This is a genomic window from Arthrobacter sp. P2b (assembly GCF_900168295.1).
Lineage (GTDB): Bacteria > Actinomycetota > Actinomycetes > Actinomycetales > Micrococcaceae > Arthrobacter.
In genome coordinates this window covers 326,150-347,689 of sequence record NZ_FVZL01000003.1, presented here as the reverse complement: position 1 = coordinate 347,689, position 21,540 = coordinate 326,150, and the positions used below count along the sequence as shown (strand labels likewise).

Genomic DNA, 21,540 nt, shown 5'->3' with positions numbered 1-21,540 from the left:
GGACTAGAGCACCTCCGGAGCCAGAGAAACGATCTTCATGAACTTCTTGTCACGGAGTTCACGACCAACCGGTCCGAAGATACGGGTACCGCGGGGGTCACCGTCGCCCTTCAGGATCACAGCTGCGTTCTCGTCAAACTTGATGTAGGAACCATCCGCACGGCGGCGTTCCTTCTTGGTACGGACGATGACTGCCTTGACAACATCGCCCTTCTTTACGTTGCCGCCCGGAATTGCGTCCTTGACGGTGGCGACAATGACGTCACCGATGCCTGCGTAGCGACGGCCGGATCCACCGAGAACGCGAATGGTAAGGATTTCCTTAGCACCCGTGTTGTCGGCGACCTTGAGTCGCGACTCCTGCTGAATCACTATTTACTCCTTGCGTCGCGCCGGTTCTCAGACCGAAAATCTTCCTACGGAATGAGCCTTGCGGAACGGTTGATCGGGGTGTCTCTTGACCTGCCTGGATTTTGCCAGACCAGGCCTAAACGCCCGTGCCAACAGCAGTTGCTCCCATCCGGTCCGGGACGGATCCCGGGCGCAAGGGGGCACTATGCCTTGGCACGCTTGTTTACGAGGTTTGATGACGGCGCACGAAAGGCGCCATACAAACTCAAAATCTTAGCACAGTTTGGCGCAGTCTCCATATCACCTGGCGCCACTCCCCCGCAAGACGGACGACGGCGTCACCCAGGGCAGCCTTTTGGCCCGCCAGGCGCACCACTCCCCTGCAAAGCCGCGGCCCCGCCGTCGCACGCTCTCTCACCTGATGCGCATTTTCAACCGACGCTCTCTCACCTAATGCAGACTTTTTACCGACGCTCTCTCACTTTCCTGAGGGAAGTGAGAGAGGGTCCTCCCAAAACCTGCATCAGGTGAGAGAGCGTTGCCCAAATGACGGCGAAAGGTGAGAGAGGGTGCGGAAGGGCGGACGACGGCGGCACGCAGGGCAGCCTTTTGGCCCACTTTTGGTGCCACTCCCCCACAAAGCCGCGGCGCCGCCGTCGTAAGCTCCTCAAAAGTGGGCTGCCCGTGACGGCCCGGGCTGTTAAACGAGGAAGCCCCCGCTCCGGAGGGAGCGAGGGCTTCCAGCTAAGCAGCAGGTGCTACTTGGCCTTCTCGAGGATTTCCACGAGCCGCCAGTTCTTGGTGGCGGACAGCGGACGGGTCTCGGCGATGACAACGAGGTCGCCGATGCCGGCGGTGTTGTTCTCGTCGTGAGCCTTGACCTTGGAGGTACGGCGGATGACCTTGCCGTACAGGGCGTGCTTCACGCGGTCCTCAACCTGGACAACGATGGTCTTTTCCATCTTGTCCGAGACCACGTAGCCGCGACGCGTCTTGCGGTAACCGCGCTGCTCAGCCGTGGCTGCGGTAGCAGTTTCCGTCACGTTCTCGTCCTTTTCACTCACTTGGCATCCTCCTCGGTCTCAACCGTTTCAGCCGGCTCGGCCTTCTTGGTTGCTGCCTTCTTGGACTTCTTCTCTTCCTTGGCTTCCACAACCGGTGCGGCAACCTCGGCACGAATGCCCAGCTCGCGCTCACGGAGAACGGTGTAGATGCGGGCGATGTCCTTCTTTACCGCGCGCAGACGACCGTGGTTCTCCAGCTGTCCGGTGGCGGACTGGAAACGCAGGTTGAACAGCTCTTCCTTGGCCTTGCGGAGTTCTTCAACGAGACGCTCGTTGTCGAAACCGTCCAGCTGTGCGGGAGCCAGATCCTTGGATCCTACTGCCATTTCTATTCACCACCTTCGCGACGCAGAATGCGTGCCTTCAACGGGAGCTTGTGGATTGCCAGGCGCAGGGCCTCGCGTGCTACCGATTCTTCGACACCGGAGATCTCGAAGAGAACCCGGCCCGGCTTGACGTTTGCGACCCACCATTCCGGTGAACCCTTACCGGAACCCATGCGGGTTTCGGCAGGCTTCTTGGTCAGGGGACGGTCCGGGTAGATGTTGATCCAGACCTTGCCGCCACGCTTGATGTGGCGGGTCATCGCGATACGTGCAGACTCGATCTGACGGTTGGTGACGTATGCCGGGCTCAGGGCCTGGATGCCGTACTCACCGAAGGAGACCTTGGTGCCGCCCGTAGCAGCGCCGGAGCGACCCGGGTGGTGCTGCTTACGGTGCTTGACTCGACGTGGGATAAGCATTTAAGCCTGTCCTCCTTCTGCAGCAGCAGGTGCTGCTTCAACTGCCGGTGCTTCTGCAGCAGGAGCTGCGTCAGCGGCCGGGCGGTCGTTGCGACGGCGGCGGTCACCACGGTCAGCGCCACCCGGACGGCCCGGACGGTCGCCGGAGCGGCCGCGGGACGGGGCGGAAGCGGCCTGCTGGGCCAGTTCCTTGGCGGTGACGTCACCCTTGTAGATCCAAACCTTCACGCCGATGCGGCCGAAGGTGGTCTTGGCTTCGTAGAAGCCGTAGTCGATGTTCGCGCGGAGGGTGTGCAGGGGCACACGGCCTTCGCGGTAGAACTCCGAGCGGGACATTTCAGCGCCGCCCAGTCGACCGGAGCAGGCGATACGGATGCCCTTGGCACCTGCACGCTGTGCGGACTGCATGGCCTTCTTCATCGCGCGGCGGAAAGCCACACGAGAAGTCAGCTGCTCTGCAACGCCCTGGGCAACAAGCTGGGCTTCCATCTCGGGGTTCTTGACCTCGAGGATGTTCAGCTGGACCTGCTTGCCGGTGAGCTTTTCGAGCTCGCCGCGGATGCGGTCTGCTTCTGCTCCACGGCGGCCGATGACGATGCCCGGGCGGGCCGTGTGGATGTCCACGCGGACGCGGTCACGGGTGCGCTCGATCTCAACCTTGGCGATACCGGCGCGCTCCATGCCCGTGGACATGAGCTGGCGGATGCGGATGTCTTCGCGAACGAAGTCCTTGTACCGCTGGCCGGCCTTGGTGCTGTCAGCGAACCAGTGCGATACGTGATCGGTGGTGATGCCGAGTCGGAACCCGTGCGGGTTTACTTTCTGTCCCACTTAGCGAGCCTCCTCTTTCTCCGGGGTAGCGACTACCACGGTGATGTGGCTGGTGCGCTTCTTGATCTGAAATGCACGACCCTGGGCACGCGGCTGGAACCGCTTCATGGTCGGGCCTTCATCAACAAACGCTTCGCTGATGATGAGGTCGCCTTCGTCAAACGCCACGCCGTCGCGGTCCGCGAGGACCCGGGCGTTGGAGATTGCCGACTGTACTACCTTGAATACCGGCTCCGAAGCTGCCTGCGGGGCAAACTTCAGAATTGCCAGAGCCTCATTCGCTTGCAAACCACGAACAAGGTTGACGACGCGCCGGGCCTTCATAGGCGTTACGCGGATGTGGCGCGCAATTGCCTTGGCTTCCATTGCTTTCCTTCTCTCGTCTTTGACGTAAGTGCAGGCGCCTAGCGGCGCTTGCCCTTACGGTCGTCCTTGACATGGCCGCGGAATGTCCGCGTGGGAGCGAATTCGCCGAGCTTGTGCCCGACCATCGACTCAGTGACAAACACCGGGATGTGCTTGCGTCCGTCGTGTACGGCGATCGTGTGTCCGAGCATGTCGGGGATGATCATCGAACGGCGGGACCAGGTCTTGATGACGTTCTTGGTGCCCTTTTCGTTTTCCCTGGCTACCTTCACAAAGAGGTGCTGGTCAACGAAAGGACCTTTTTTCAGGCTGCGTGGCATGTGTCCAGGCTCCTATCGCTTGTTCTTGCCAGTACGACGGCGACGCACAATAAGCTTGTCGCTCTCTTTGTTGGGGCGGCGCGTGCGGCCTTCCCGCTTACCGTTCGGGTTGACGGGGTTACGTCCACCGGACGTCTTACCCTCACCACCACCGTGCGGGTGGTCAACCGGGTTCATGGCGACACCACGGACGGTCGGGCGGACGCCCTTCCAGCGCATGCGGCCGGCCTTGCCCCAGTTGATGTTCGACTGCTCGGCGTTGCCCACCTCGCCGACGGTTGCGCGGCAGCGCACGTCAACGTTGCGGATTTCGCCGGAAGGCAGACGCAGCTGGGCGAAGCGGCCTTCCTTGGCAACAAGCTGGATGGATGCACCGGCGGAGCGGCCCATCTTGGCGCCGCCACCCGGACGCAGTTCAACTGCGTGGATAACGGTACCCACGGGGATGTTGCGCAGGGGCAGGTTGTTGCCAGGCTTGATGTCAGCGTTGGCACCTGCCTCTACGAAGTCACCCTGGGACAGCTTGTTCGGGGCGATGATGTAACGCTTGGTGCCATCAACGTAGTGCAGGAGGGCGATGCGAGCCGTGCGGTTCGGATCGTACTCGATTTCGGCAACGCGGGCGTCAACGCCGTCCTTGTCGTGGCGACGGAAGTCGATCAGACGGTACTGGCGCTTGTGTCCGCCACCCTTGTGACGGGTGGTGATCTTACCGGTGTTGTTACGGCCGCCCTTTTTGGGCAGCGGACGTACCAACGACTTTTCCGGCGTCGACCGCGTGATTTCGGTGAAGTCCGCTACGCTCGAGCCACGACGGCCCGGGGTAGTCGGCTTGTATTTACGGATTCCCATAATTTATTTCCTCGTTAAAGTGGTCTCCGCTACGAGAGCGGACCGCCGAAGATGTCGATGGTGCCTTCTTTGAGGGTGACAATCGCACGCTTGGTGTTCTTGCGGGTACCCCATCCGAATTTGGTGCGCTTGCGCTTACCGGCACGGTTGATGGTGTTGATCGATTCGACCTTGACGGAGAAGATCTTCTCCACGGCCAGCTTGATCTCGGTCTTGTTCGACCGGGGGTCCACCAGGAAGGTGTACTTGCCCTCGTCGATCAGGCCGTAGCTCTTTTCCGACACGACGGGTGCAAGCACGACGTCGCGGGGATCCTTGATGGTGGCTGCGCTCACTTGGCATCCTCCTCGTTCTTAGCTGCCTTGGCGGCAACGAATGCTTCGTAGGCAGCCTTGGTGAAGACAACGTCATCAGACACGAGAACGTCGTAGGTGTTCAGCTGGTCTGCGTACAGAACGTGAACACCGGCGAGGTTACGCACGGACAGTGCAGCAACATCGTTGGCGCGCTCGATGACGACCAGCAGGTTCTTGCGGTCGGAAACACCGCGGAGCGTTGCCAGTGCGTTCTTGGCCGAAGGCTTGTCGCCTGCAACCAGTTCAGCGACAACGTGGATGCGTCCGTTGCGGGCCCGGTCAGAGAGTGCGCCGCGCAGTGCAGCAGCAATCATCTTCTTGGGGGTGCGCTGGCTGTAGTCACGCGGGGTGGGACCGTGGACAACGCCACCGCCGGTCATGTGAGGAGCACGGATGGAACCCTGACGGGCGCGGCCGGTGCCCTTCTGCTTGAACGGCTTGCGTCCTGCACCGGAAACTTCAGCGCGGGTCTTGGTCTTGTGGGTACCCTGGCGAGCAGCAGCGAGCTGGGCAACGACAACCTGGTGCAGCAGCGGCACGTTGGTCTGGACGTCGAAGATCTCTGCAGGCAGGTCAACCTGGACAGTGTTAGCCATTGAACTAGGCTCCCTTCACGGCGGTGCGTACGAGTACGACCTGGCCGCGGGCGCCGGGGACGGCGCCCTTGATCAGGAGCAGCGACTTCTCGACGTCAACCGCGTGGACCGTGAGGTTCAGCGTGGTGTGACGAACGGCGCCCATGCGGCCGGCCATTTTCATGCCCTTGAAGACGCGGCTCGGGGTGGATGCGCCACCGATTGAACCGGGCTTACGGTGGTTCTTGTGGGCACCGTGGGAAGCTCCAACGCCGTGGAAGCCGTGACGCTTCATAACACCGGCGAAGCCCTTACCCTTGGTGGTGCCGATGACGTCGATCTTCTGGCCGGCTTCGAAGACCTCTACGGAGAGCTCCTGGCCCAGCTCGTACTCAGCAGCATCTGCGGTACGGAGTTCGACGACGTGGCGGCGAGGCGTGACGCCTGCCTTCTCAAAGTGACCAGCCAGCGGCTTGGTGACCTTGCGGGGATCGATCTGGCCGTAGCCGATCTGAACGGCGACGTAGCCATCAGCTTCTGCGTTGCGCAGCTGGGTGATGACGTTCGAGTCTGCCTGGACCACAGTGACGGGGATGAGCTTGTTGTTCTCGTCCCAGACCTGGGTCATGCCGAGCTTCGTGCCCAGCAGGCCCTTTACGTTACGGGTTGCGGTCATAGTTTCTCAGCACCTCCCTACAGCTTGATTTCGATGTTCACGTCAGCCGGCAGGTCGAGACGCATGAGCGAGTCAACAGCCTTCGGCGTGGGATCGATGATGTCGATAAGACGCTTGTGCGTGCGCATTTCAAAGTGCTCGCGGCTGTCCTTGTACTTGTGCGGAGAGCGGATGACGCAGTACACGTTCTTCTCCGTCGGCAGCGGCACGGGGCCAACTACCGTTGCGCCTGCGCGCGTGACCGTCTCAACGATCTTCCGTGCTGAAACGTCAATGACCTCGTGGTCGTATGACTTCAGCCGGATGCGGATTTTTTGTCCCGCCATGTCGCCTGACTCTCTTTCAGTCTGTGCTTCCCCTGGTTGGGGCTGCCCTGTTCACTTACTCGTTGTATGGCTGCCGAAGCAATTGAGGTCGTAACCACCATCCGCCGCACAAACTGAATCCGGATGAATCCGGGTTCCTCACCTTGCCGGCGTAACCGACCCCCGCGGTCGGGCGTGTCGCGCTCAGCACGCATACAAATCCGCAGTTCCATTGGGGTGGGTTATGTTTGGTCTTCCACTTGGACCCTGACATCCGGCATTATCCGGATCGGGACACGAAGAAGCGCTTGAACAACTCATCTAGTATGCCGGAAAACCCCGGCAGATGCGAATCGCCCCTTTTCAGGCCGCCGCAGCGGGGTCATTGCCCTCTGTTCCTTCCGAATGGATGATAAGGAGATGACGCTGGAAAGCACTGAATCGGTGACGGAACTGGCCAACCGCATGCCGCCGTCGTTCACCCTGGGCGTCGCGGCAGCGGCGTTCCAGATTGAAGGCGCCCTCAGTGAGGGGGGCCGCGGACCGTCCGGCTGGGATGCGTTCGCCGAGAAACCCGGGGCCATCGTGGATGGCCATTCTCCCGCGGTGGCGTGCGACCACTACAACAGGCTGCCCGAGGATGTGGCCCTGCTGCAGGAGCTCGGCGTGGATTCCTACCGCTTCTCGCTGTCCTGGCCGAGGATCCAGCCGGACGGCCGGGGAAGCTTCAACCAGGAGGGCCTGGACTTCTACGACCGGCTGATCGACCAGCTGCTGGCCGCCGGCATTTCCCCCATGGCCACGCTGTACCACTGGGACACTCCCCTGCCCCTGGAACACAAGGGCGGCTGGATGAACCGCGAAACCGCTGAACGCTTTGGCGACTATGCCGCGGCGGCGGCCGAACGCTTCGGAGACCGTGTGGCCCAGTGGGTCACGCTCAACGAGCCGGTCTCGGTAACCCTGAACGGCTATGCCCTGGGTGTCCACGCCCCCGGCCACGCGCTGATGTTCGACGCCCTTCCCTCCATCCACCACCAGCTCCTCGCCCACGGGCTCGGCGCCCAGGCGCTGCGGGCGGCGGGCGTCACCGGCACGGTGGGAGTCACCAACCTCCATGCGCCCATCCGGCCCGCGTCCCGGAAGATCGGTGACCGGCTCGTGGCGCATCTCTATGACCTGCTGATGAACCGGATCTACGCCGACCCTGTCCTGCTGGGCCGCTATCCCACCCTGCCCGTGTACGCCCGGCCGTGGCTGCGTTCCATCGGCCGGATCTCCGACGCGGACCTGCGCACAATCCACCAGCCACTGGATTTCTACGGCCTCAACTACTATTTCCCGGTCAAGGTGGCGATCGGCCGCGGCGTGGCTCCCATTCCGGCGGACATGCATAAGGCCGTGGCCCGGCTGCCCTTCCATGAGGTGGGCTACCCGGAGTTCGACAGCACGGGGTTCGGCTGGCCGGTGGCTCCCGAACACCTGGGCATCCTGCTCAAGGAGCTCAAGGACCGCTATGGGGACGCCCTCCCGCCGGTGTACATCACCGAAGGCGGCGCGAGCTTCCCCGAACCGGACCAGGTATCCGGCACGCTCCAGGATGACGAGCGGGTGCAGTACCTGGCCACCCACCTGCGCGCTGCCCTGGACGCCACGTCCCCGGGCGGAATCGCCTCCGGCGTGGACCTGCGCGGCTACTACGTGTGGACCCTGATGGACAACTTCGAATGGGCCGCCGGCTATTCGCAGCGGTTCGGCCTGGTGCACGTGGACTTTGAAACCCAGGAACGCACTCCCAAGCAGTCCTACTACTGGTACCAGGCCCTCAGCCGGGCGCGCAAAGCCAAGGCGGGCCAGTAGTCCGCCCGGGAATTCTGCTGAAGCGGGCTACTGGTTCTTGTTGGCCCGGTTGATGCGCTTGGCGCGCTCAATCTCGTGACGGAAATGCCTCTTGGCCCAGAACACTCCGGCCACCACCGCAACCGCGATAATCAGGAAAATAAGCCATCCCATGATGAACTCCTCTCAATGCTGCAACAGTATCAGGGGAGGTTCCGGGCCGGCCTGTCCTTGCTGCCGGCTGCTGCGGTTTCCGTGCTGCGGTTGAGCCGCCACACGGCAAACGCAATGAGTCCGACGGCGATCAGCGCCAGCAGCGCGAACGTGTACTCCCGCATTGCCCACAGGATGCAGGCAGCCACGCCGCCTGCGCCCCAGCGCACGAAGAGCCGGTCACCCAGTGCGAGGCCGGCCACCAGCATCACGGCCAACAGGACCAGGAGCCAGAGCTGCTGGCCCCCTGTGCCCCCGAAAACCACGCCGGCACCGGACAGCGTGAGCAGGATGCCCGAAGCTCCGGCGATGGTACGGCCCACGGCCTCATGTCCGGACCGATAACGCAGGGCGGCAAGTATCGCGCCCAGTACCACGTACCACTGGGCCACCCAGAACGGGTGGGGCAGGTCCCATGTGTCCAGCTCAAAGATGGCAGCCCGCTGTACCGCCGCCACGACAGCGAGGACACCCAGTTCCGCAACCATCCGGCGCAGCGTGGGTGGCGCTTCGAGGAGTGCGACGGCGGCAGTGCAGGCAAGTGCGGCAGCGCCAACCCATGCCGTCGCGTCCGACTGCAGCCCGGCCGCTGCGGTGGCGCCGAGCCCCAGGAGGGTGGCTCCGGCCAGTGCCCACCGCCGTACCGGATCCTGCACCAGCCCGCCGGCACGGACCCGCCGAACAGCATAGAGCCCAACGGCCGCCACACCTGGCCCGGTCAGCCACGGAAGATAGCGGCCCCACTCCCCCTCGTAGGCCCCGGCCACTACGGCGGCGAGCATCAAGGCGCTCACCAACACACCCAGTGCTGCGGGCGGATAGAGGGCCGGGGTCCGCTCGACGTGTGAGGCGGTGAAAAGCACTGCCGCAAGGGCAAGGACGGCCGCCCCGGCAACCCAGTCGGCCGCCCTCGGCGCAACAACCAATGCGGCGAGGGTGAAGGACAGGGCGGCAACCAGCCATAGCCAGCGCTCAATGCCGGGGAGCTCGATATTCCGACGCCTCCACAGCGCACCGATTGCTGCCGCCGAAAGTCCCGGCAGCAGCAGGGCGATGGCCGTTCCCGTGTAGGTGAACAGGGCCACCTCGCCGAAGGATACGAACGGGCTCAGCGTGAACACGGCAAACAGGAGCGCCCAGACGCCGAAGTACAGCGCCCCGCGGGCTGCGAACAGGCGCCGGGCCACGGCAGCCGATGCCAGCAGCAGAGCGAGTTCAAGGAGCACCACCCAGCGGCCGCCGTCGTCATTGCCGTTCCGGCTGTACTGCAAGGCATAAATGAGCGGAAGAACTGCTTGGCTGCCCAGCGTGATCCACACAGCCGCCTGCTGGAAGGGGACGGTCTGCAGGCGGAAGCGCATCACCCAGCGCACGGCATGCTGCGCCACAAGGACCCCGGCGAAGGTCACTGACACCGCTGCGGGGGACGCCGTAACGTCGTAGCTGAAGACCACGGCCAGGGCGGCTGTGAGCACCCTTGCTGCCACGAAGTACCAGCCCTTACGCACCGGCTGAGGGGCGGCGGCCACCATCACAGCGGCAAAAAGAGCGAAGATGGCCAGCAGCAACTCCACGAGCGTCAGGTTGCCCGCGGACAGGAACATCAGGACAACGAACGACGCCGGAGCGAACCAGGGTGCGCCCGCTTCCCGCCGCAACACATAGCCCGCACCTGCCGCGAAAACGGCGGCAACGGCCGGGACCATGAGGTTCTGCCAGCTTCCTTCACCCAGCGGGGCGAGGAAGGCGCATGCTGCCACCTGCAAAAGGATGACACAGCCGGCGTCGATGACCGCGCCCCGCGGCGCCCGGTGCAGCAGGTAGGCTGCCAGGACCAGTGCCACCTGGAGCCCTAGCACCAACCCCAGGACGGCAGCCGGTTGAACGTCCTCACCGCCCAGGACAGGAGCACCTGCAGTCCGGGTGAGCTGCTCAAAGGCTGTGATGGCCAGGAGTGTTCCCGTTGCGCGGCCCATCCACCAGTAGCTCCAGCGGTGCAGGCGCGCAGGAAGGCGCAGCCCGGTTCCGGTGAGGTAAGCCAGAAACAGCAACAAGGCCGTGTTTCCGGCGCCCAGCGACACCCACTGGAATGCGAATCCCACCATCACTGCCACGGTCACCGGCGGCACCCCTTCACCCACGCTGGCGCGCCAGCCACCGTCCTCCGCAGGGCGCGGGACCAGCAGCAGGCCAACGGCACAGGCTGCCGCCACCTGCAGCAGGATGGAACCCCAGGTCAGCCAGCTGACCGGTCCACCCTCAACAGACGCCAGAACAGCAACCGCTGCCACGCCCAGGCCGGAGCAGCCAATGAGTGTGGCCTGCGGCGCCAGCACCGAACGTCCGGCGCGCTGAAGTGCCGCAGAGAGGACTTGCTGCCCGGCCGCCGCGGCTACGAGGCTGAACCACACGGCCTGGTCCTGCGCCCGCCCCTCCGTAAACGCTGCCACCACCGAGGGCACCGCCAGTGTAACCGCCACCCTGGCATTGAACATCATCAAACGCCGCAGCCCGCTGCCCGTGCGGAGTCCCCGGACCAGCCAAATTACCGACGCCAGGACCAGCATCACGGCGAAAGCCCACTCCCCCAAGGTCGGGAGTACCACCCCTGCAAGCACCAAAGCCGTGAACGGGAGAAACTGCGCACCCGCTCCCAACCTGGCACCCACCACGAAGCTGGTCAGCAGCAGAAGGTACAGAGGGAGCCATAGCGGGAGCGGCCCATCGCTTCCCGTCTCGGCGGCCAACGCGGCCTCAAGAACAACGCTTCCAGCGAAGGCTGCCGTCACCACAAACTGGGCCCAAAACGTCGCCAGGGCGTCAAAGTGCCAGGGGCAGCGCTTCAGCAAGGCGCCGCCGTCGGACGTCTTTGTCCGCCTGCCCAGGCGGAAGGCCTGGCCGGGCACACGAGGGAACCACGCGTCCAGCCGTTCCCCGCTGTAGGCAACGGCAATGGACTGGAGCGCGAGCAATCCAGCTGCGGTAAACAGGGCGTCTGCCCCGTGCCCGGTCAGCTCCCAGGCGGCAATGGCGCCGGCCACCGTGAGGGTAGCCCTCGCAGCATAGAAATGGCGCACCCGGTACTGTGCAGCCGGCACAGCCGCGACAACACCGAAGTACGCACCGCACAGCGCCATGACCAGTGCGTACTCCACCCGCGTCAGGAGCAGCGGGAAGAAGGTCACCACCACGGCCACCGTTGGAACCACAACCGGATGCAGGGTGGCCAGCGGCCTCGCGAACAAGGGCGGAAGCCAGCCCGGCTTCACCAGGGACAGCACCGTAAGGATCACGGCCACGCCAATGAGCGCAACGAAGTACCAGACCAGGGCCGCCCCCAGCACTGCAATTCCCGACCATGCCGTGGAGATGACGAAGGTCAGGGAGAGGTACGCCAGGACCCGGCTCTCGAGCCGACGGGCGGCCACGATGTAGGCAACGGTTCCGATGACGGACGTGGTCAGCCAGGCAGCAGGCCCGTTGTGCCAGGCGAAGTTGTACAGCGCCAGGCCGATCACGGGAACCAGCGCGAGTCCGGTGCCGGTGAAGGCCACGGCAGCAGGCTTCAGCCGGGGCACCTTGCTTTGGAGGACGAACCCGGAGGCATAGAACAAGGAGGCAACAGCGAAGACCCCTGCGAAGCGGAGCGTCGGCGGGAGGCCGGTCCCTACAAACAACGCGGCAGCCGCCACGAGAAGCAGGCTGGCCACGTACAGGGTGACGTTGATGTTTTGCCGGTCGCGGCGCTCACGGCGTGCCTGCCGTTCCGCCGGAGTTTCGGACGGGCGGGCCGGTTTCTGAGGGGCCGGCTGTTGAATGAGTGGCCGGGGTTTCGGCAGCGGCTGCCCCTGGACAACCCGGGGCGACACGGACCCGGGCATAGTTGGCGGAACGGTTTGCGGCACGGCAGCCGCCTGCGGGACAGCCGCTCTTTGCGGCTGGTCCTGGGCGACTTTTGCCATAGCATCCAGCCAGCCCTGCAGGTGGCCGGCCCGGTACCCGGCTTCGTATGATTCGTCCCTCATGCCAGGGCCCTTTCAGGAAGCAGCAGCGTGCAGCTGCTATTAATCCAATGAGTGGATTAATACTAGCAAAAGAAAACCCCGCTGCACACAGCAGCGGGGTTTTCCGGGGACTACGCGGGATTACATCCCGGACATCCGTTGATCAGCAAGGACTACTTGATGATCTTGGTAACGCGTCCTGAACCAACGGTGCGGCCGCCTTCGCGGATTGCGAAGCCGAGGCCCTCTTCCATAGCGATGGGCTGGATGAGCGCAACGGTCATCTCAGTGTTGTCGCCAGGCATAACCATTTCCGTGCCCTCGGGCAGGGTGATAACGCCGGTTACGTCCGTGGTGCGGAAGTAGAACTGCGGGCGGTAGTTGGAGTAGAACGGGTTGTGACGTCCGCCTTCGTCCTTGGACAGGATGTAGACGTTGGCCTCGAAGTCGGTGTGCGGGGTGATGGAACCCGGCTTGACGACAACCTGGCCACGCTCGACATCGTCGCGCTTCAGGCCACGGAGCAGCAGGCCACAGTTCTCGCCGGCCCAGGCTTCGTCGAGCTGCTTGTGGAACATCTCGATACCGGTAACCGTGGTCTTCTGGACCGGGCGGATGCCGACGATCTCGACCTCGGAGTTGATGGCGAGGGTTCCACGCTCGGCGCGGCCCGTAACAACGGTGCCACGGCCGGTGATGGTGAAGACGTCTTCAATCGGCATCAGGAACGGCTTGTCGCGGTCACGTACGGGGTCCGGAACGGACTCGTCGACAGCTGCCATCAGGTCCTCAACGGACTTGACCCACTCGGGGTCGCCTTCCAGGGCCTTCAGGCCGGAAACGCGAACAACCGGAGCCTCATCGCCATCGAAGCCCTGCGAGCTGAGGAGCTCACGAACTTCCATTTCGACGAGGTCGAGGAGCTCTTCGTCGTCAACCATGTCGGACTTGTTCAGCGCGACCAGCAGGTAGGGAACACCAACCTGGCGGGCGAGCAGAACGTGCTCGCGGGTCTGAGCCATGGGGCCATCGGTAGCAGCAACCACGAGGATTGCGCCGTCCATCTGGGCAGCACCGGTGATCATGTTCTTGATGTAGTCAGCGTGACCGGGAGCGTCTACGTGTGCGTAGTGGCGCTTCTCGGTCTGGTACTCAACGTGGGAGATGTTGATGGTAATGCCGCGCTGACGCTCTTCGGGTGCAGAGTCGATCGACGCGAAGTCACGCTTCTCGTTGAGAGTCGGGTACTTGTCGTACAGCACCTTGGAAATGGCGGCCGTCAACGTCGTCTTACCGTGGTCAACGTGACCAATGGTGCCGATGTTAACGTGCGGCTTAGTCCGCTCGAACTTTGCCTTTGCCACAGGTTCCTCCTAGAACGTTTTCAAATGACATACCCTTCAGCCGCGCTTGTCGCGGCGGAAACTCAGGTAAGTCTACTTGGGGGGCTTTGGATTGGTGAAATTGCAGATTCAGGAACTAATACTAGTCCCTCGAGCCTGTTCGTGCAGATGGCCGGAAACCGCCTTGACCGTACCCGGCCACCTGCACCGGCTGTGCTTTCCGTTGCCGGCAAGCGCACCCGAGTTTGTTCGCTTCGAACGTCCGAAGGACTATTCGCCGCGGGTCTTCTGGATGATCTCGTCGGCAACTGCCTTCGGGACCTCGGCGTAGCTGTTGAACGTCATGGAGTACACAGCGCGGCCCTGGGTCTTGGAGCGCAGGTCACCGATGTAGCCGAACATGCCGGACAGCGGGACGTGTGCGCGGATGACCTTGACGCCCTGTGCATCTTCCATGGACTGCATCTGGCCACGGCGGGAGTTGAGGTCACCGATAACTTCACCCATGTATTCCTCAGGGGTGCGGACCTCGACATCCATCAGCGGTTCGAGCAGAACGGGGTTCGCCTTGCGTGCAGCTTCCTTGAAAGCCATACGGCCGGCGATCTTGAACGCCATTTCCGAGGAGTCAACATCGTGGTACGCGCCGTCAACCAGCGTGGCCTTGATGCCCACAACCGGGTAACCGGCCAGGACGCCGTCGTTCAGTGCATCCTGGATACCAGCGTCAACAGACGGGATGTACTCGCGGGGAACGCGGCCACCGGTGACCTTGTTCTCGAACTCGTACAGCTCGCCCTCGGCAGTGTCCAGCGGTTCGATCGCGATCTGGATCTTTGCGAACTGACCCGAACCACCGGTCTGCTTCTTGTGCGTGTAGTCGTGGCGTTCCACGGCACGCTTGATGGTTTCGCGGTAGGCAACCTGCGGCTTACCAACGTTGGCTTCGACCTTGAATTCGCGGCGCATGCGGTCCACCAGGATGTCCAGGTGGAGCTCGCCCATGCCGGCGATGATGGTCTGGCCGGTGTCTTCGTTGAGGGACACCTGGAAGGTGGGGTCCTCAGCGGAGAGCTTCTGGATAGCCGTGGAGAGCTTCTCCTGGTCACCCTTGGTGTTCGGCTCGATGGCAACCGAGATCACGGGCTCCGGGAAGCTCATGGACTCGAGGACGATCTGGTTGGCGGAGTCGCACAGGGTGTCACCCGTGGTGGTGTCCTTCAGACCGATGGCTGCGTAGATGTGGCCGGCGGTAGCGCCCTCAACGGGCATTTCCTTGTTGGCGTGCATCTGGAACAGCTTGCCGATGCGCTCCTTCTTGCCCTTGGTGGAGTTGACCACCTGGGCGCCTGCTTCCACGTGACCGGAGTACACGCGGATGAAGGTGAGCTGGCCGAAGAAGGGGTGGGCCGCAATCTTGAATGCGAGGGCCGAGAACGGCTCTTCAGCGGAAGGCTTGCGGGTCAGTTCCTTCTCTTCGTCGCGGGGGTCGTGGCCGACCATCGGCGGGACGTCGAGCGGGTTCGGCAGGTAGTCCACCACGGCGTCGAGCATGGGCTGAACGCCACGGTTCTTGAATGCAGAACCGCAGAAGATCGGGTAGAGCTCGGAGTTGATGGTCATCTTGCGGATGCCGGCCTTGAGCTCGTCGATCGAGATCTCTTCGCCCTCAAGGTACTTCTCCATGAGTTCTTCCGAGGACTCGGCAACGGTCTCAACGAGAGCTGCGCGGTACTCTTCAGCCTTTTCCTGGAGGTCAGCCGGGATCTCGCGGATCTCGTACTTGGCACCCATGGTCACGTCACCCTTGGCATCGCCAGGCCAGACGAGTGCGCGCATGTAGAGCAGGTCCACGACGCCGATGAAGTCGTTCTCGGCACCGATGGGCAGCTGCATAACCAGCGGCTTGGCACCGAGGCGGCTGATGATGGTGTCTACCGTGAAGTAGAAGTCAGCACCCAGCTTGTCCATCTTGTTGACGAAGCAGATACGCGGAACGTTGTACTTGTCAGCCTGGCGCCATACGGTCTCGGACTGCGGCTCAACGCCTTCCTTGCCATCGAAGACGGCAACGGCGCCGTCGAGGACGCGCAGGGAGCGCTCAACCTCAACGGTGAAGTCAACGTGGCCGGGGGTGTCGATGATGTTGATCTGGTTGTTTTCCCAGAAGCAGGTCACGGCGGCAGACGTGATGGTGATGCCGCGTTCCTTTTCCTGTTCCATCCAGTCAGTGGTCGAAGCGCCGTCGTGCGTTTCGCCGATCTTGTGGTTCACACCCGTGTAGAACAGGATGCGCTCGGTTGTGGTGGTCTTGCCGGCATCAATGTGGGCCATGATGCCGATGTTGCGGACCTTACTAAGGTCGGTAAGCACGTCCTGTGCCACGGGGTCTCCTTTTGGGATGGACTACACGTTCGCCGCCGGCTCGGTTGAGCCGGCGGCGTCCGGGGAGTATTACCAGCGGTAGTGTGCGAAGGCCTTGTTGGACTCGGCCATCTTGTGGGTGTCTTCGCGACGCTTCACAGCGGCACCGAGACCGTTGGAGGCATCCAGGATTTCGTTCTGGAGGCGCTCGGTCATCGTCTTCTCGCGGCGGGCCTTGGAGTAGCCAACCAGCCAGCGCAGGGCGAGTGCGGTGGAGCGGCCCGGCTTCACTTCAACCGGAACCTGGTAGGTGGCGCCACCGACGCGGCGGGAGCGGACCTCGAGGGAAGGCTTGACGTTGTCCATGGCCTTCTTGAGGGCTGCAACGGGGTCGCCGCCGGACTTTGCACGGGCACCTTCGAGGGCGCCGTAAACGATGCGCTCTGCGGTGGACTTCTTGCCGTCAACAAGAACCTTGTTGATGAGCTGGGTCACCAGCGGGGAGCCGTAAACGGGATCTAGTACGAGCGGCCGCTTGGGGGCCGGACCCTTGCGAGGCATATTACTTCTTCTCCATCTTTGCGCCGTAGCGGCTGCGTGCCTGCTTACGGTTCTTGACACCCTGGGTATCGAGGGCGCCACGGACGATCTTGTAGCGGACACCCGGGAGGTCCTTCACACGACCACCGCGAACGAGCACAATGGAGTGCTCCTGCAGGTTGTGGCCAACACCGGGGATGTAGGCGGTTACTTCAACGCCGCCGTTGAGGCGCACACGTGCCACCTTACGCAGAGCCGAGTTCGGCTTCTTCGGGGTGGTGGTGTAGACGCGGGTGCAAACACCGCGGCGCATGGGGCTGCCCTTAAGCGCGGGAGCCTTGGTCTTTGAGACCTTAGGCGTGCGGCCCTTGCGGACCAGCTGGTTAATCGTAGGCACTCTCGTGTTCTCCGTTTTATCCGGAGCGGCCGCTTCCGGCCACTCTCTTGTTGCGTTGCCCCGCCGCCCGGGCCTCGAAGAAGATCTCCAGGGCGGTGAAGGCGAAGCCTTAATAGTCGGATCGCACACCGGGACACGACTGGCGTCTTCAACAGTCCCTAGGCATGCAAAAATGTGGCATACGTTGCACAAGAACCCTGCAAACCGGAAACGTCGCTCTGGTTCAGCCTTTCAGCTGGAACCGGCGCACTCATCCACTGCCACAATAACAATTGGTAACAAGTCTAGCATGGACGGTCTCCATGCCTTAATCGGCGGCCACTCCCCCGGCTGCACGACGTTAAACAGCAACGCGGGGTCACTACGGGCCCAATCCGGGGTGCGGATTGGGCCGTAAGTGACCCCGCGTTGCTTTAGGGGCTAGCGGAAGTCGTTGCCCAGGTCGTAGTCATCCAGGGGGATGGCGTGGAACTCGGGAGCTCCGTCACCGCCCAGGGTGTCGTACGAGAAGTCGCTGAATGCGCTGGGGCCGGTGAACAGGTTGGCCTTTGCTTCTTCAGTGGGCTCCACGGTGACCTCGGTGTAGCGCGGGAGGCCCGTGCCGGCCGGGATCAGCTTACCGATGATCACGTTCTCCTTGAGGCCCAGCAGCGGGTCGCTCTTGCCTTCCATGGCCGCCTGCGTCAGGACGCGGGTGGTCTCCTGGAAGGAAGCTGCGGACAGCCAGGACTCGGTGGCCAGCGACGCCTTGGTGATACCCATGAGCTCAGGACGTCCGGAAGCCGGAGTCTTGCCCTCGGACACAACGCGGCGGTTGGCGTCCTCGAAGCGGCTGCGCTCGGCGAGTTCGCCGGGGAGCAGGTCCGATTCGCCGGACTCAATGACCGTGACGCGGCGCAGCATCTGGCGGACGATAACCTCGACGTGCTTGTCGTGGATACCGATGCCCTGGCTGCGGTACACGCCCTGGACCTCGTCCACCAGGAACTTCTGTGCCGCACGGGGACCCATGATGCGCAGAACCTGCTTGGGATCCACCGGACCGTTGATCAGCTTCTGGCCGACGGTGACATGGTCGCCGTCTTCGATCAGCAGGCGTGAACGGCGAAGGACCGGGTAGGCGATCTCTTCGGTTCCGTCATCCGGGGTGATGACCAGGCGCATCTGGCGCTCGGACTCTTCGATGGTGATGCGGCCGGCTGCTTCTGCAATCGGTGCAACACCCTTCGGAGTACGGGCTTCGAAGAGCTCCTGGATACGGGGCAGACCCTGGGTGATGTCGTCGCCACCGCTGGCGGAGACTGCACCACCGGTGTGGAACGTACGCATGGTCAGCTGGGTACCGGGCTCACCGATGGACTGTGCGGCGATGATGCCCACGGCCTCGCCGATGTCCACGGTCTTGCCGGTGGCCAGTGAACGGCCGTAGCACAGGGCGCAGGTACCGACGCTGGACTCACAGGTGAGTACGGAGCGGACCTTGACCTCGGTGATGCCGGCCTTGAAGAGCTCGTCGATGACGACGTCTCCGCAGTCGGTGCCGGCGGCTGCGAGGACGTTGCCCTCGGAGTCCACGACGTCGACAGCCAGCGTACGTGCGTAGGCGCTGTTCTCGACGTTCTCGTCCAGTACCAGCTCGCCGTTGGAATCGGCGACGGCGATGGGCGTGACCAGGCCACGCTCAGTGCCGCAGTCCTCTTCGCGGACGATGACATCCTGCGAGACGTCCACCAGACGACGGGTCAGGTAACCCGAGTTGGCGGTACGCAGCGCGGTGTCAGCCAGACCCTTACGGGCACCGTGCGTCGCGATGAAGTATTCCAGCACCGACAGGCCCTCACGGTAGGAGGACTTGATGGGACGCGGGATGATTTCACCCTTCGGGTTGGCCACCAGGCCACGGATACCCGCGATCTGGCGGACCTGCATCCAGTTACCACGTGCACCGGAGGACACCATGCGGTTGATGGTGTTCATCGGGGACAGGCTGTCACGCATGACCTGGGCGATCTCGTTGGTTGCCTTGTTCCAGATCTCGATCAGTTCCTGGCGGCGCTCGTCGTCGTCGATCAGGCCCTTGTCGTACTGGCCCTGGATCTTGGCGGCGCGCTCCTCGTAACCGGCGAGGATCTGCGGCTTTGCGGCCGGCACCTCGATGTCGGAGATAGCGACGGTGACGCCTGAACGGGTGGCCCAGTAGAAACCGGCATCCTTCAGGTTGTCCAGCGTTGCCGCGGTGACGACCTTGGGGTAGCGCTCGGCGAGGTCGTTGACGATGCGGGACAGTTCGCCCTTGTCGGCAACAGCCTCAACCCAGGGGTAGTCCTCGGGCAGGGTCTCGTTGAAGAGGACCTGGCCCAGGGAGGTCTGGACGAGAGCGGGCTGACCCGGCTCCCAGCCTTCGGGAGCTTCCCAGCCGGCGTACGGAACAAAGCCTTCGAGGCGGATCTTGACCTGCGAGTTCAGGTGCAGCTCGCGGGCGTCGAACGCCATGATGGCTTCCGAAACCGAACCGAAGATGCGGCCTTCACCGGCTGAACCGACACGCTTGGTGGTCAGGTGGTAGAGGCCGATGATCATATCCTGCGAAGGCAGGGTGACCGGGCGTCCGTCGGAGGGCTTCAGGATGTTGTTCGAGGACAGCATCAGGATGCGGGCCTCAGCCTGCGCCTCGGGGCTCAGCGGCAGGTGGACTGCCATCTGGTCGCCGTCGAAGTCGGCGTTGAAGGCGCCACAAACCAGCGGGTGCAGCTGGATTGCCTTGCCTTCAACAAGCTGCGGCTCGAACGCCTGGATGCCCAGGCGGTGCAGGGTAGGTGCACGGTTGAGCAGCACCGGGTGTTCGGTGATGATCTCTTCGAGCACGTCCCAGACCTGGGGACGGTAACGCTCCACCATGCGCTTGGCCGACTTGATGTTCTGGGCGTGGTTGAGGTCAACGAGGCGCTTCATCACGAACGGCTTGAAGAGCTCCAGGGCCATCTGCTTGGGCAGGCCGCACTGGTGCAGCTTCAGCTGCGGGCCGACGACGATGACCGAACGGCCGGAGTAGTCGACGCGCTTGCCAAGGAGGTTCTGGCGGAAACGGCCCTGCTTGCCCTTGAGCATGTCGCTCAGGGACTTCAGCGGACGGTTGCCCGGTCCGGTGACCGGACGGCCGCGGCGGCCGTTGTCGAAGAGGCTGTCAACAGCTTCCTGAAGCATGCGCTTCTCGTTGTTGACGATGATCTCCGGAGCACCCAGGTCAAGCAGTCGCTTGAGGCGGTTGTTGCGGTTGATCACGCGGCGGTACAGGTCGTTGAGGTCGGAGGTCGCGAAGCGGCCACCGTCCAGCTGGACCATGGGGCGCAGTTCCGGCGGGATCACCGGGACGGCGTCGAGGACCATGCCAAGCGGGCTGTTGTTGGTGGTCAGGAACGCGTTGACCACCTTCAGGCGCTTGAGTGCACGGGTCTTGCGCTGGCCCTTGCCGTTGGCAATGACGTCGCGCAGCAGATCGGACTCTGCCTGCATGTCGAAGTTCTCAAGGCGCTTCTTGATGGCTTCGGCACCCATGGAGCCTTCGAAGTACATGCCGTAGCGGTCGCGCAGCTCGCGGTACAGGCCTTCGTCACCTTCGAGGTCGGCGACCTTCAGGTTCTTGAAGCGGTCCCAGACCTGCTCGAGGCGCTCGATGTCGGCGTCGGCGCGCTTGCGCACGTTGGCCATCTGGCGGTCGGCGGAGTCGCGTGCCTTCTTCTTGTCGGCAGCCTTGGCGCCTTCGCCCTCCAGGCGTGCAATTTCGCCTTCGAGGTCGCGGGCGATGGCAGCGATGTCGGAGTCGCGGTTGTCGATGAGCTGCTTCTTCTCGATGTCGTGCTCAACCTGCAGGTTGGGCAGTTCCTCGTGGCGGGCAGCCTCGTCGACGCTGGTGATCATGTAGGCAGCGAAGTAGATGACCTTTTCGAGGTCCTTCGGTGCCAGGTCAAGGAGGTAGCCCAGGCGGGAGGGAACACCCTTGAAGTACCAGATGTGCGTGACCGGTGCGGCCAGCTCGATGTGGCCCATGCGTTCGCGGCGGACCTTGGCGCGGGTGACTTCAACGCCACAGCGCTCACAGATGATGCCCTTGAAGCGCACGCGCTTGTACTTGCCGCAGTAGCATTCCCAGTCCCGGGACGGGCCGAAGATCTTCTCGCAGAAGAGTCCGTCCTTCTCGGGCTTGAGCGTGCGGTAGTTGATGGTTTCCGGCTTCTTAACCTCGCCGTACGACCAGCCGCGGATGTCTTCCGCGGTGGCGAGGCCGATCTGCATGAGGCCGAAGGAGGATTCGCTGGACATATGGTCCCTGTTCTCTCTTGTTCTCTAAATTCTGAAGTCTTGGGTTACGGGAAGAGGGAGGTGGGGTACGACGGCGGGT

General features: G+C 63.2%; 20 protein-coding genes. 1 reads left to right on the top strand and 19 read right to left on the bottom strand.

The window, feature by feature from the left end:
* Window positions 1–3 precede the first annotated feature (3 nt).
* The 12 genes from rplN to rpsJ form a co-directional block, all read right to left on the bottom strand.
* Window positions 4–372 (bottom strand): 50S ribosomal protein L14, encoded by a 369-nt coding sequence (gene rplN / locus B5520_RS08750; protein ID WP_009358299.1) that lies wholly within the window; start codon window positions 370–372, stop codon window positions 4–6.
* 737 nt (window positions 373–1,109) lie between these two features.
* Window positions 1,110–1,415 carry a 30S ribosomal protein S17 gene (gene rpsQ / locus B5520_RS08745; protein ID WP_013601827.1) on the bottom strand — a complete coding sequence of 102 codons (306 nt, stop codon included), beginning with the start codon at window positions 1,413–1,415 and terminating at the stop codon, window positions 1,110–1,112.
* Entirely contained in the window at window positions 1,412–1,741 is a 330-nt protein-coding gene (gene rpmC, locus B5520_RS23175) for a 50S ribosomal protein L29 (protein WP_013601828.1), read from the bottom strand. Before rpmC ends, rpsQ begins: the two co-directional genes overlap by 4 nt.
* Before the next feature lie 2 nt (window positions 1,742–1,743).
* Window positions 1,744–2,160: a 50S ribosomal protein L16 gene (rplP, locus tag B5520_RS08735; protein ID WP_013601829.1), complete on the bottom strand. Its 417-nt coding sequence runs from the start codon at window positions 2,158–2,160 to the stop codon at window positions 1,744–1,746.
* Window positions 2,161–2,991, bottom strand: coding sequence for a 30S ribosomal protein S3 (gene rpsC / locus B5520_RS08730; protein ID WP_079596673.1), 831 nt, complete (start codon window positions 2,989–2,991; stop codon window positions 2,161–2,163).
* Window positions 2,992–3,357: a 50S ribosomal protein L22 gene (gene rplV, locus B5520_RS08725; protein WP_009358304.1), complete on the bottom strand. Its 366-nt coding sequence runs from the start codon at window positions 3,355–3,357 to the stop codon at window positions 2,992–2,994.
* Between the two features lie 38 nt (window positions 3,358–3,395).
* On the bottom strand, window positions 3,396–3,677 hold the full coding sequence (rpsS, locus tag B5520_RS08720) for a 30S ribosomal protein S19 (protein WP_003803803.1): 282 nt from the start codon (window positions 3,675–3,677) through the stop codon (window positions 3,396–3,398).
* Between the two features lie 12 nt (window positions 3,678–3,689).
* Window positions 3,690–4,529, bottom strand: coding sequence for a 50S ribosomal protein L2 (rplB, locus tag B5520_RS08715; RefSeq protein WP_066293289.1), 840 nt, complete (start codon window positions 4,527–4,529; stop codon window positions 3,690–3,692).
* Window positions 4,530–4,558: 29 nt separating this feature from the next.
* Window positions 4,559–4,864: a 50S ribosomal protein L23 gene (rplW, locus tag B5520_RS08710; protein WP_009358306.1), complete on the bottom strand. Its 306-nt coding sequence runs from the start codon at window positions 4,862–4,864 to the stop codon at window positions 4,559–4,561.
* Window positions 4,861–5,481, bottom strand: a complete 621-nt coding sequence (gene rplD / locus B5520_RS08705; protein ID WP_079596672.1) for a 50S ribosomal protein L4 — start codon at window positions 5,479–5,481, stop codon at window positions 4,861–4,863. The genes rplW and rplD overlap by 4 nt, the downstream gene beginning before the upstream one ends.
* Window positions 5,482–5,485: 4 nt before the next feature.
* Window positions 5,486–6,136 (bottom strand): 50S ribosomal protein L3, encoded by a 651-nt coding sequence (gene rplC / locus B5520_RS08700; protein ID WP_013601833.1) that lies wholly within the window; start codon window positions 6,134–6,136, stop codon window positions 5,486–5,488.
* A gap of 17 nt (window positions 6,137–6,153) precedes the next feature.
* The gene (gene rpsJ, locus B5520_RS08695; RefSeq protein WP_003803825.1) at window positions 6,154–6,462 is read right to left on the bottom strand and encodes a 30S ribosomal protein S10; all 309 of its coding nucleotides are present in this window, start codon (window positions 6,460–6,462) and stop codon (window positions 6,154–6,156) included.
* Between the two features lie 399 nt (window positions 6,463–6,861).
* On the opposite strand from rpsJ, the gene B5520_RS08690 reads away from it, so the two are divergent.
* A complete protein-coding gene (locus tag B5520_RS08690) occupies window positions 6,862–8,301 on the top strand; it encodes a GH1 family beta-glucosidase (RefSeq protein ID WP_079596671.1) in 1,440 nt (479 codons plus the stop codon).
* Between the two features lie 27 nt (window positions 8,302–8,328).
* On the opposite strand, the gene B5520_RS23170 is transcribed toward B5520_RS08690, so the two are convergent.
* The 7 genes from B5520_RS23170 to B5520_RS08660 form a co-directional block, all read right to left on the bottom strand.
* Complete coding sequence (locus B5520_RS23170) at window positions 8,329–8,454, bottom strand: protein BatD (RefSeq protein WP_139386233.1); 126 nt, start codon at window positions 8,452–8,454, stop codon at window positions 8,329–8,331.
* A gap of 29 nt (window positions 8,455–8,483) precedes the next feature.
* Window positions 8,484–12,518, bottom strand: a complete 4,035-nt coding sequence (locus B5520_RS08685) for a hypothetical protein (protein WP_079596670.1) — start codon at window positions 12,516–12,518, stop codon at window positions 8,484–8,486.
* A gap of 152 nt (window positions 12,519–12,670) precedes the next feature.
* Entirely contained in the window at window positions 12,671–13,861 is a 1,191-nt protein-coding gene (gene tuf, locus B5520_RS08680) for an elongation factor Tu (protein WP_050054308.1), read from the bottom strand.
* A 249-nt stretch (window positions 13,862–14,110) separates the two neighbouring features.
* Window positions 14,111–16,225: an elongation factor G gene (gene fusA, locus B5520_RS08675; protein WP_079596669.1), complete on the bottom strand. Its 2,115-nt coding sequence runs from the start codon at window positions 16,223–16,225 to the stop codon at window positions 14,111–14,113.
* Window positions 16,226–16,294: 69 nt separating this feature from the next.
* On the bottom strand, window positions 16,295–16,765 hold the full coding sequence (gene rpsG, locus B5520_RS08670) for a 30S ribosomal protein S7 (protein ID WP_026531948.1): 471 nt from the start codon (window positions 16,763–16,765) through the stop codon (window positions 16,295–16,297).
* A gap of 1 nt (window position 16,766) precedes the next feature.
* Window positions 16,767–17,141, bottom strand: coding sequence for a 30S ribosomal protein S12 (gene rpsL, locus B5520_RS08665; protein ID WP_009358312.1), 375 nt, complete (start codon window positions 17,139–17,141; stop codon window positions 16,767–16,769).
* Window positions 17,142–17,561: 420 nt separating this feature from the next.
* On the bottom strand, window positions 17,562–21,461 hold the full coding sequence (locus B5520_RS08660) for a DNA-directed RNA polymerase subunit beta' (RefSeq protein ID WP_079596668.1): 3,900 nt from the start codon (window positions 21,459–21,461) through the stop codon (window positions 17,562–17,564).
* Window positions 21,462–21,540 lie beyond the last annotated feature (79 nt).

What these genes read in the sequence shown, in the direction of transcription:
- B5520_RS08660 (WP_079596668.1), bottom strand. Translation starts at nt 21,461, where the DNA reads ATGTCCAGCGAATCCTCCTTCGGCCTCATGCAGATCGGCCTCGCCACC.
- rpsJ (WP_003803825.1), bottom strand. Translation starts at nt 6,462, where the DNA reads ATGGCGGGACAAAAAATCCGCATCCGGCTGAAGTCATACGACCACGAG.
- B5520_RS08685 (WP_079596670.1), bottom strand. Translation starts at nt 12,518, where the DNA reads ATGAGGGACGAATCATACGAAGCCGGGTACCGGGCCGGCCACCTGCAG.
- rplV (WP_009358304.1), bottom strand. Translation starts at nt 3,357, where the DNA reads ATGGAAGCCAAGGCAATTGCGCGCCACATCCGCGTAACGCCTATGAAG.
- rplB (WP_066293289.1), bottom strand. Translation starts at nt 4,529, where the DNA reads ATGGGAATCCGTAAATACAAGCCGACTACCCCGGGCCGTCGTGGCTCG.
- rplP (WP_013601829.1), bottom strand. Translation starts at nt 2,160, where the DNA reads ATGCTTATCCCACGTCGAGTCAAGCACCGTAAGCAGCACCACCCGGGT.
- rpmC (WP_013601828.1), bottom strand. Translation starts at nt 1,741, where the DNA reads ATGGCAGTAGGATCCAAGGATCTGGCTCCCGCACAGCTGGACGGTTTC.
- rplC (WP_013601833.1), bottom strand. Translation starts at nt 6,136, where the DNA reads ATGACCGCAACCCGTAACGTAAAGGGCCTGCTGGGCACGAAGCTCGGC.
- B5520_RS08690 (WP_079596671.1), top strand. Translation starts at nt 6,862, where the DNA reads ATGACGCTGGAAAGCACTGAATCGGTGACGGAACTGGCCAACCGCATG.
- rpsG (WP_026531948.1), bottom strand. Translation starts at nt 16,765, where the DNA reads ATGCCTCGCAAGGGTCCGGCCCCCAAGCGGCCGCTCGTACTAGATCCC.
- rpsS (WP_003803803.1), bottom strand. Translation starts at nt 3,677, where the DNA reads ATGCCACGCAGCCTGAAAAAAGGTCCTTTCGTTGACCAGCACCTCTTT.
- rplD (WP_079596672.1), bottom strand. Translation starts at nt 5,481, where the DNA reads ATGGCTAACACTGTCCAGGTTGACCTGCCTGCAGAGATCTTCGACGTC.
- B5520_RS23170 (WP_139386233.1), bottom strand. Translation starts at nt 8,454, where the DNA reads ATGGGATGGCTTATTTTCCTGATTATCGCGGTTGCGGTGGTGGCCGGA.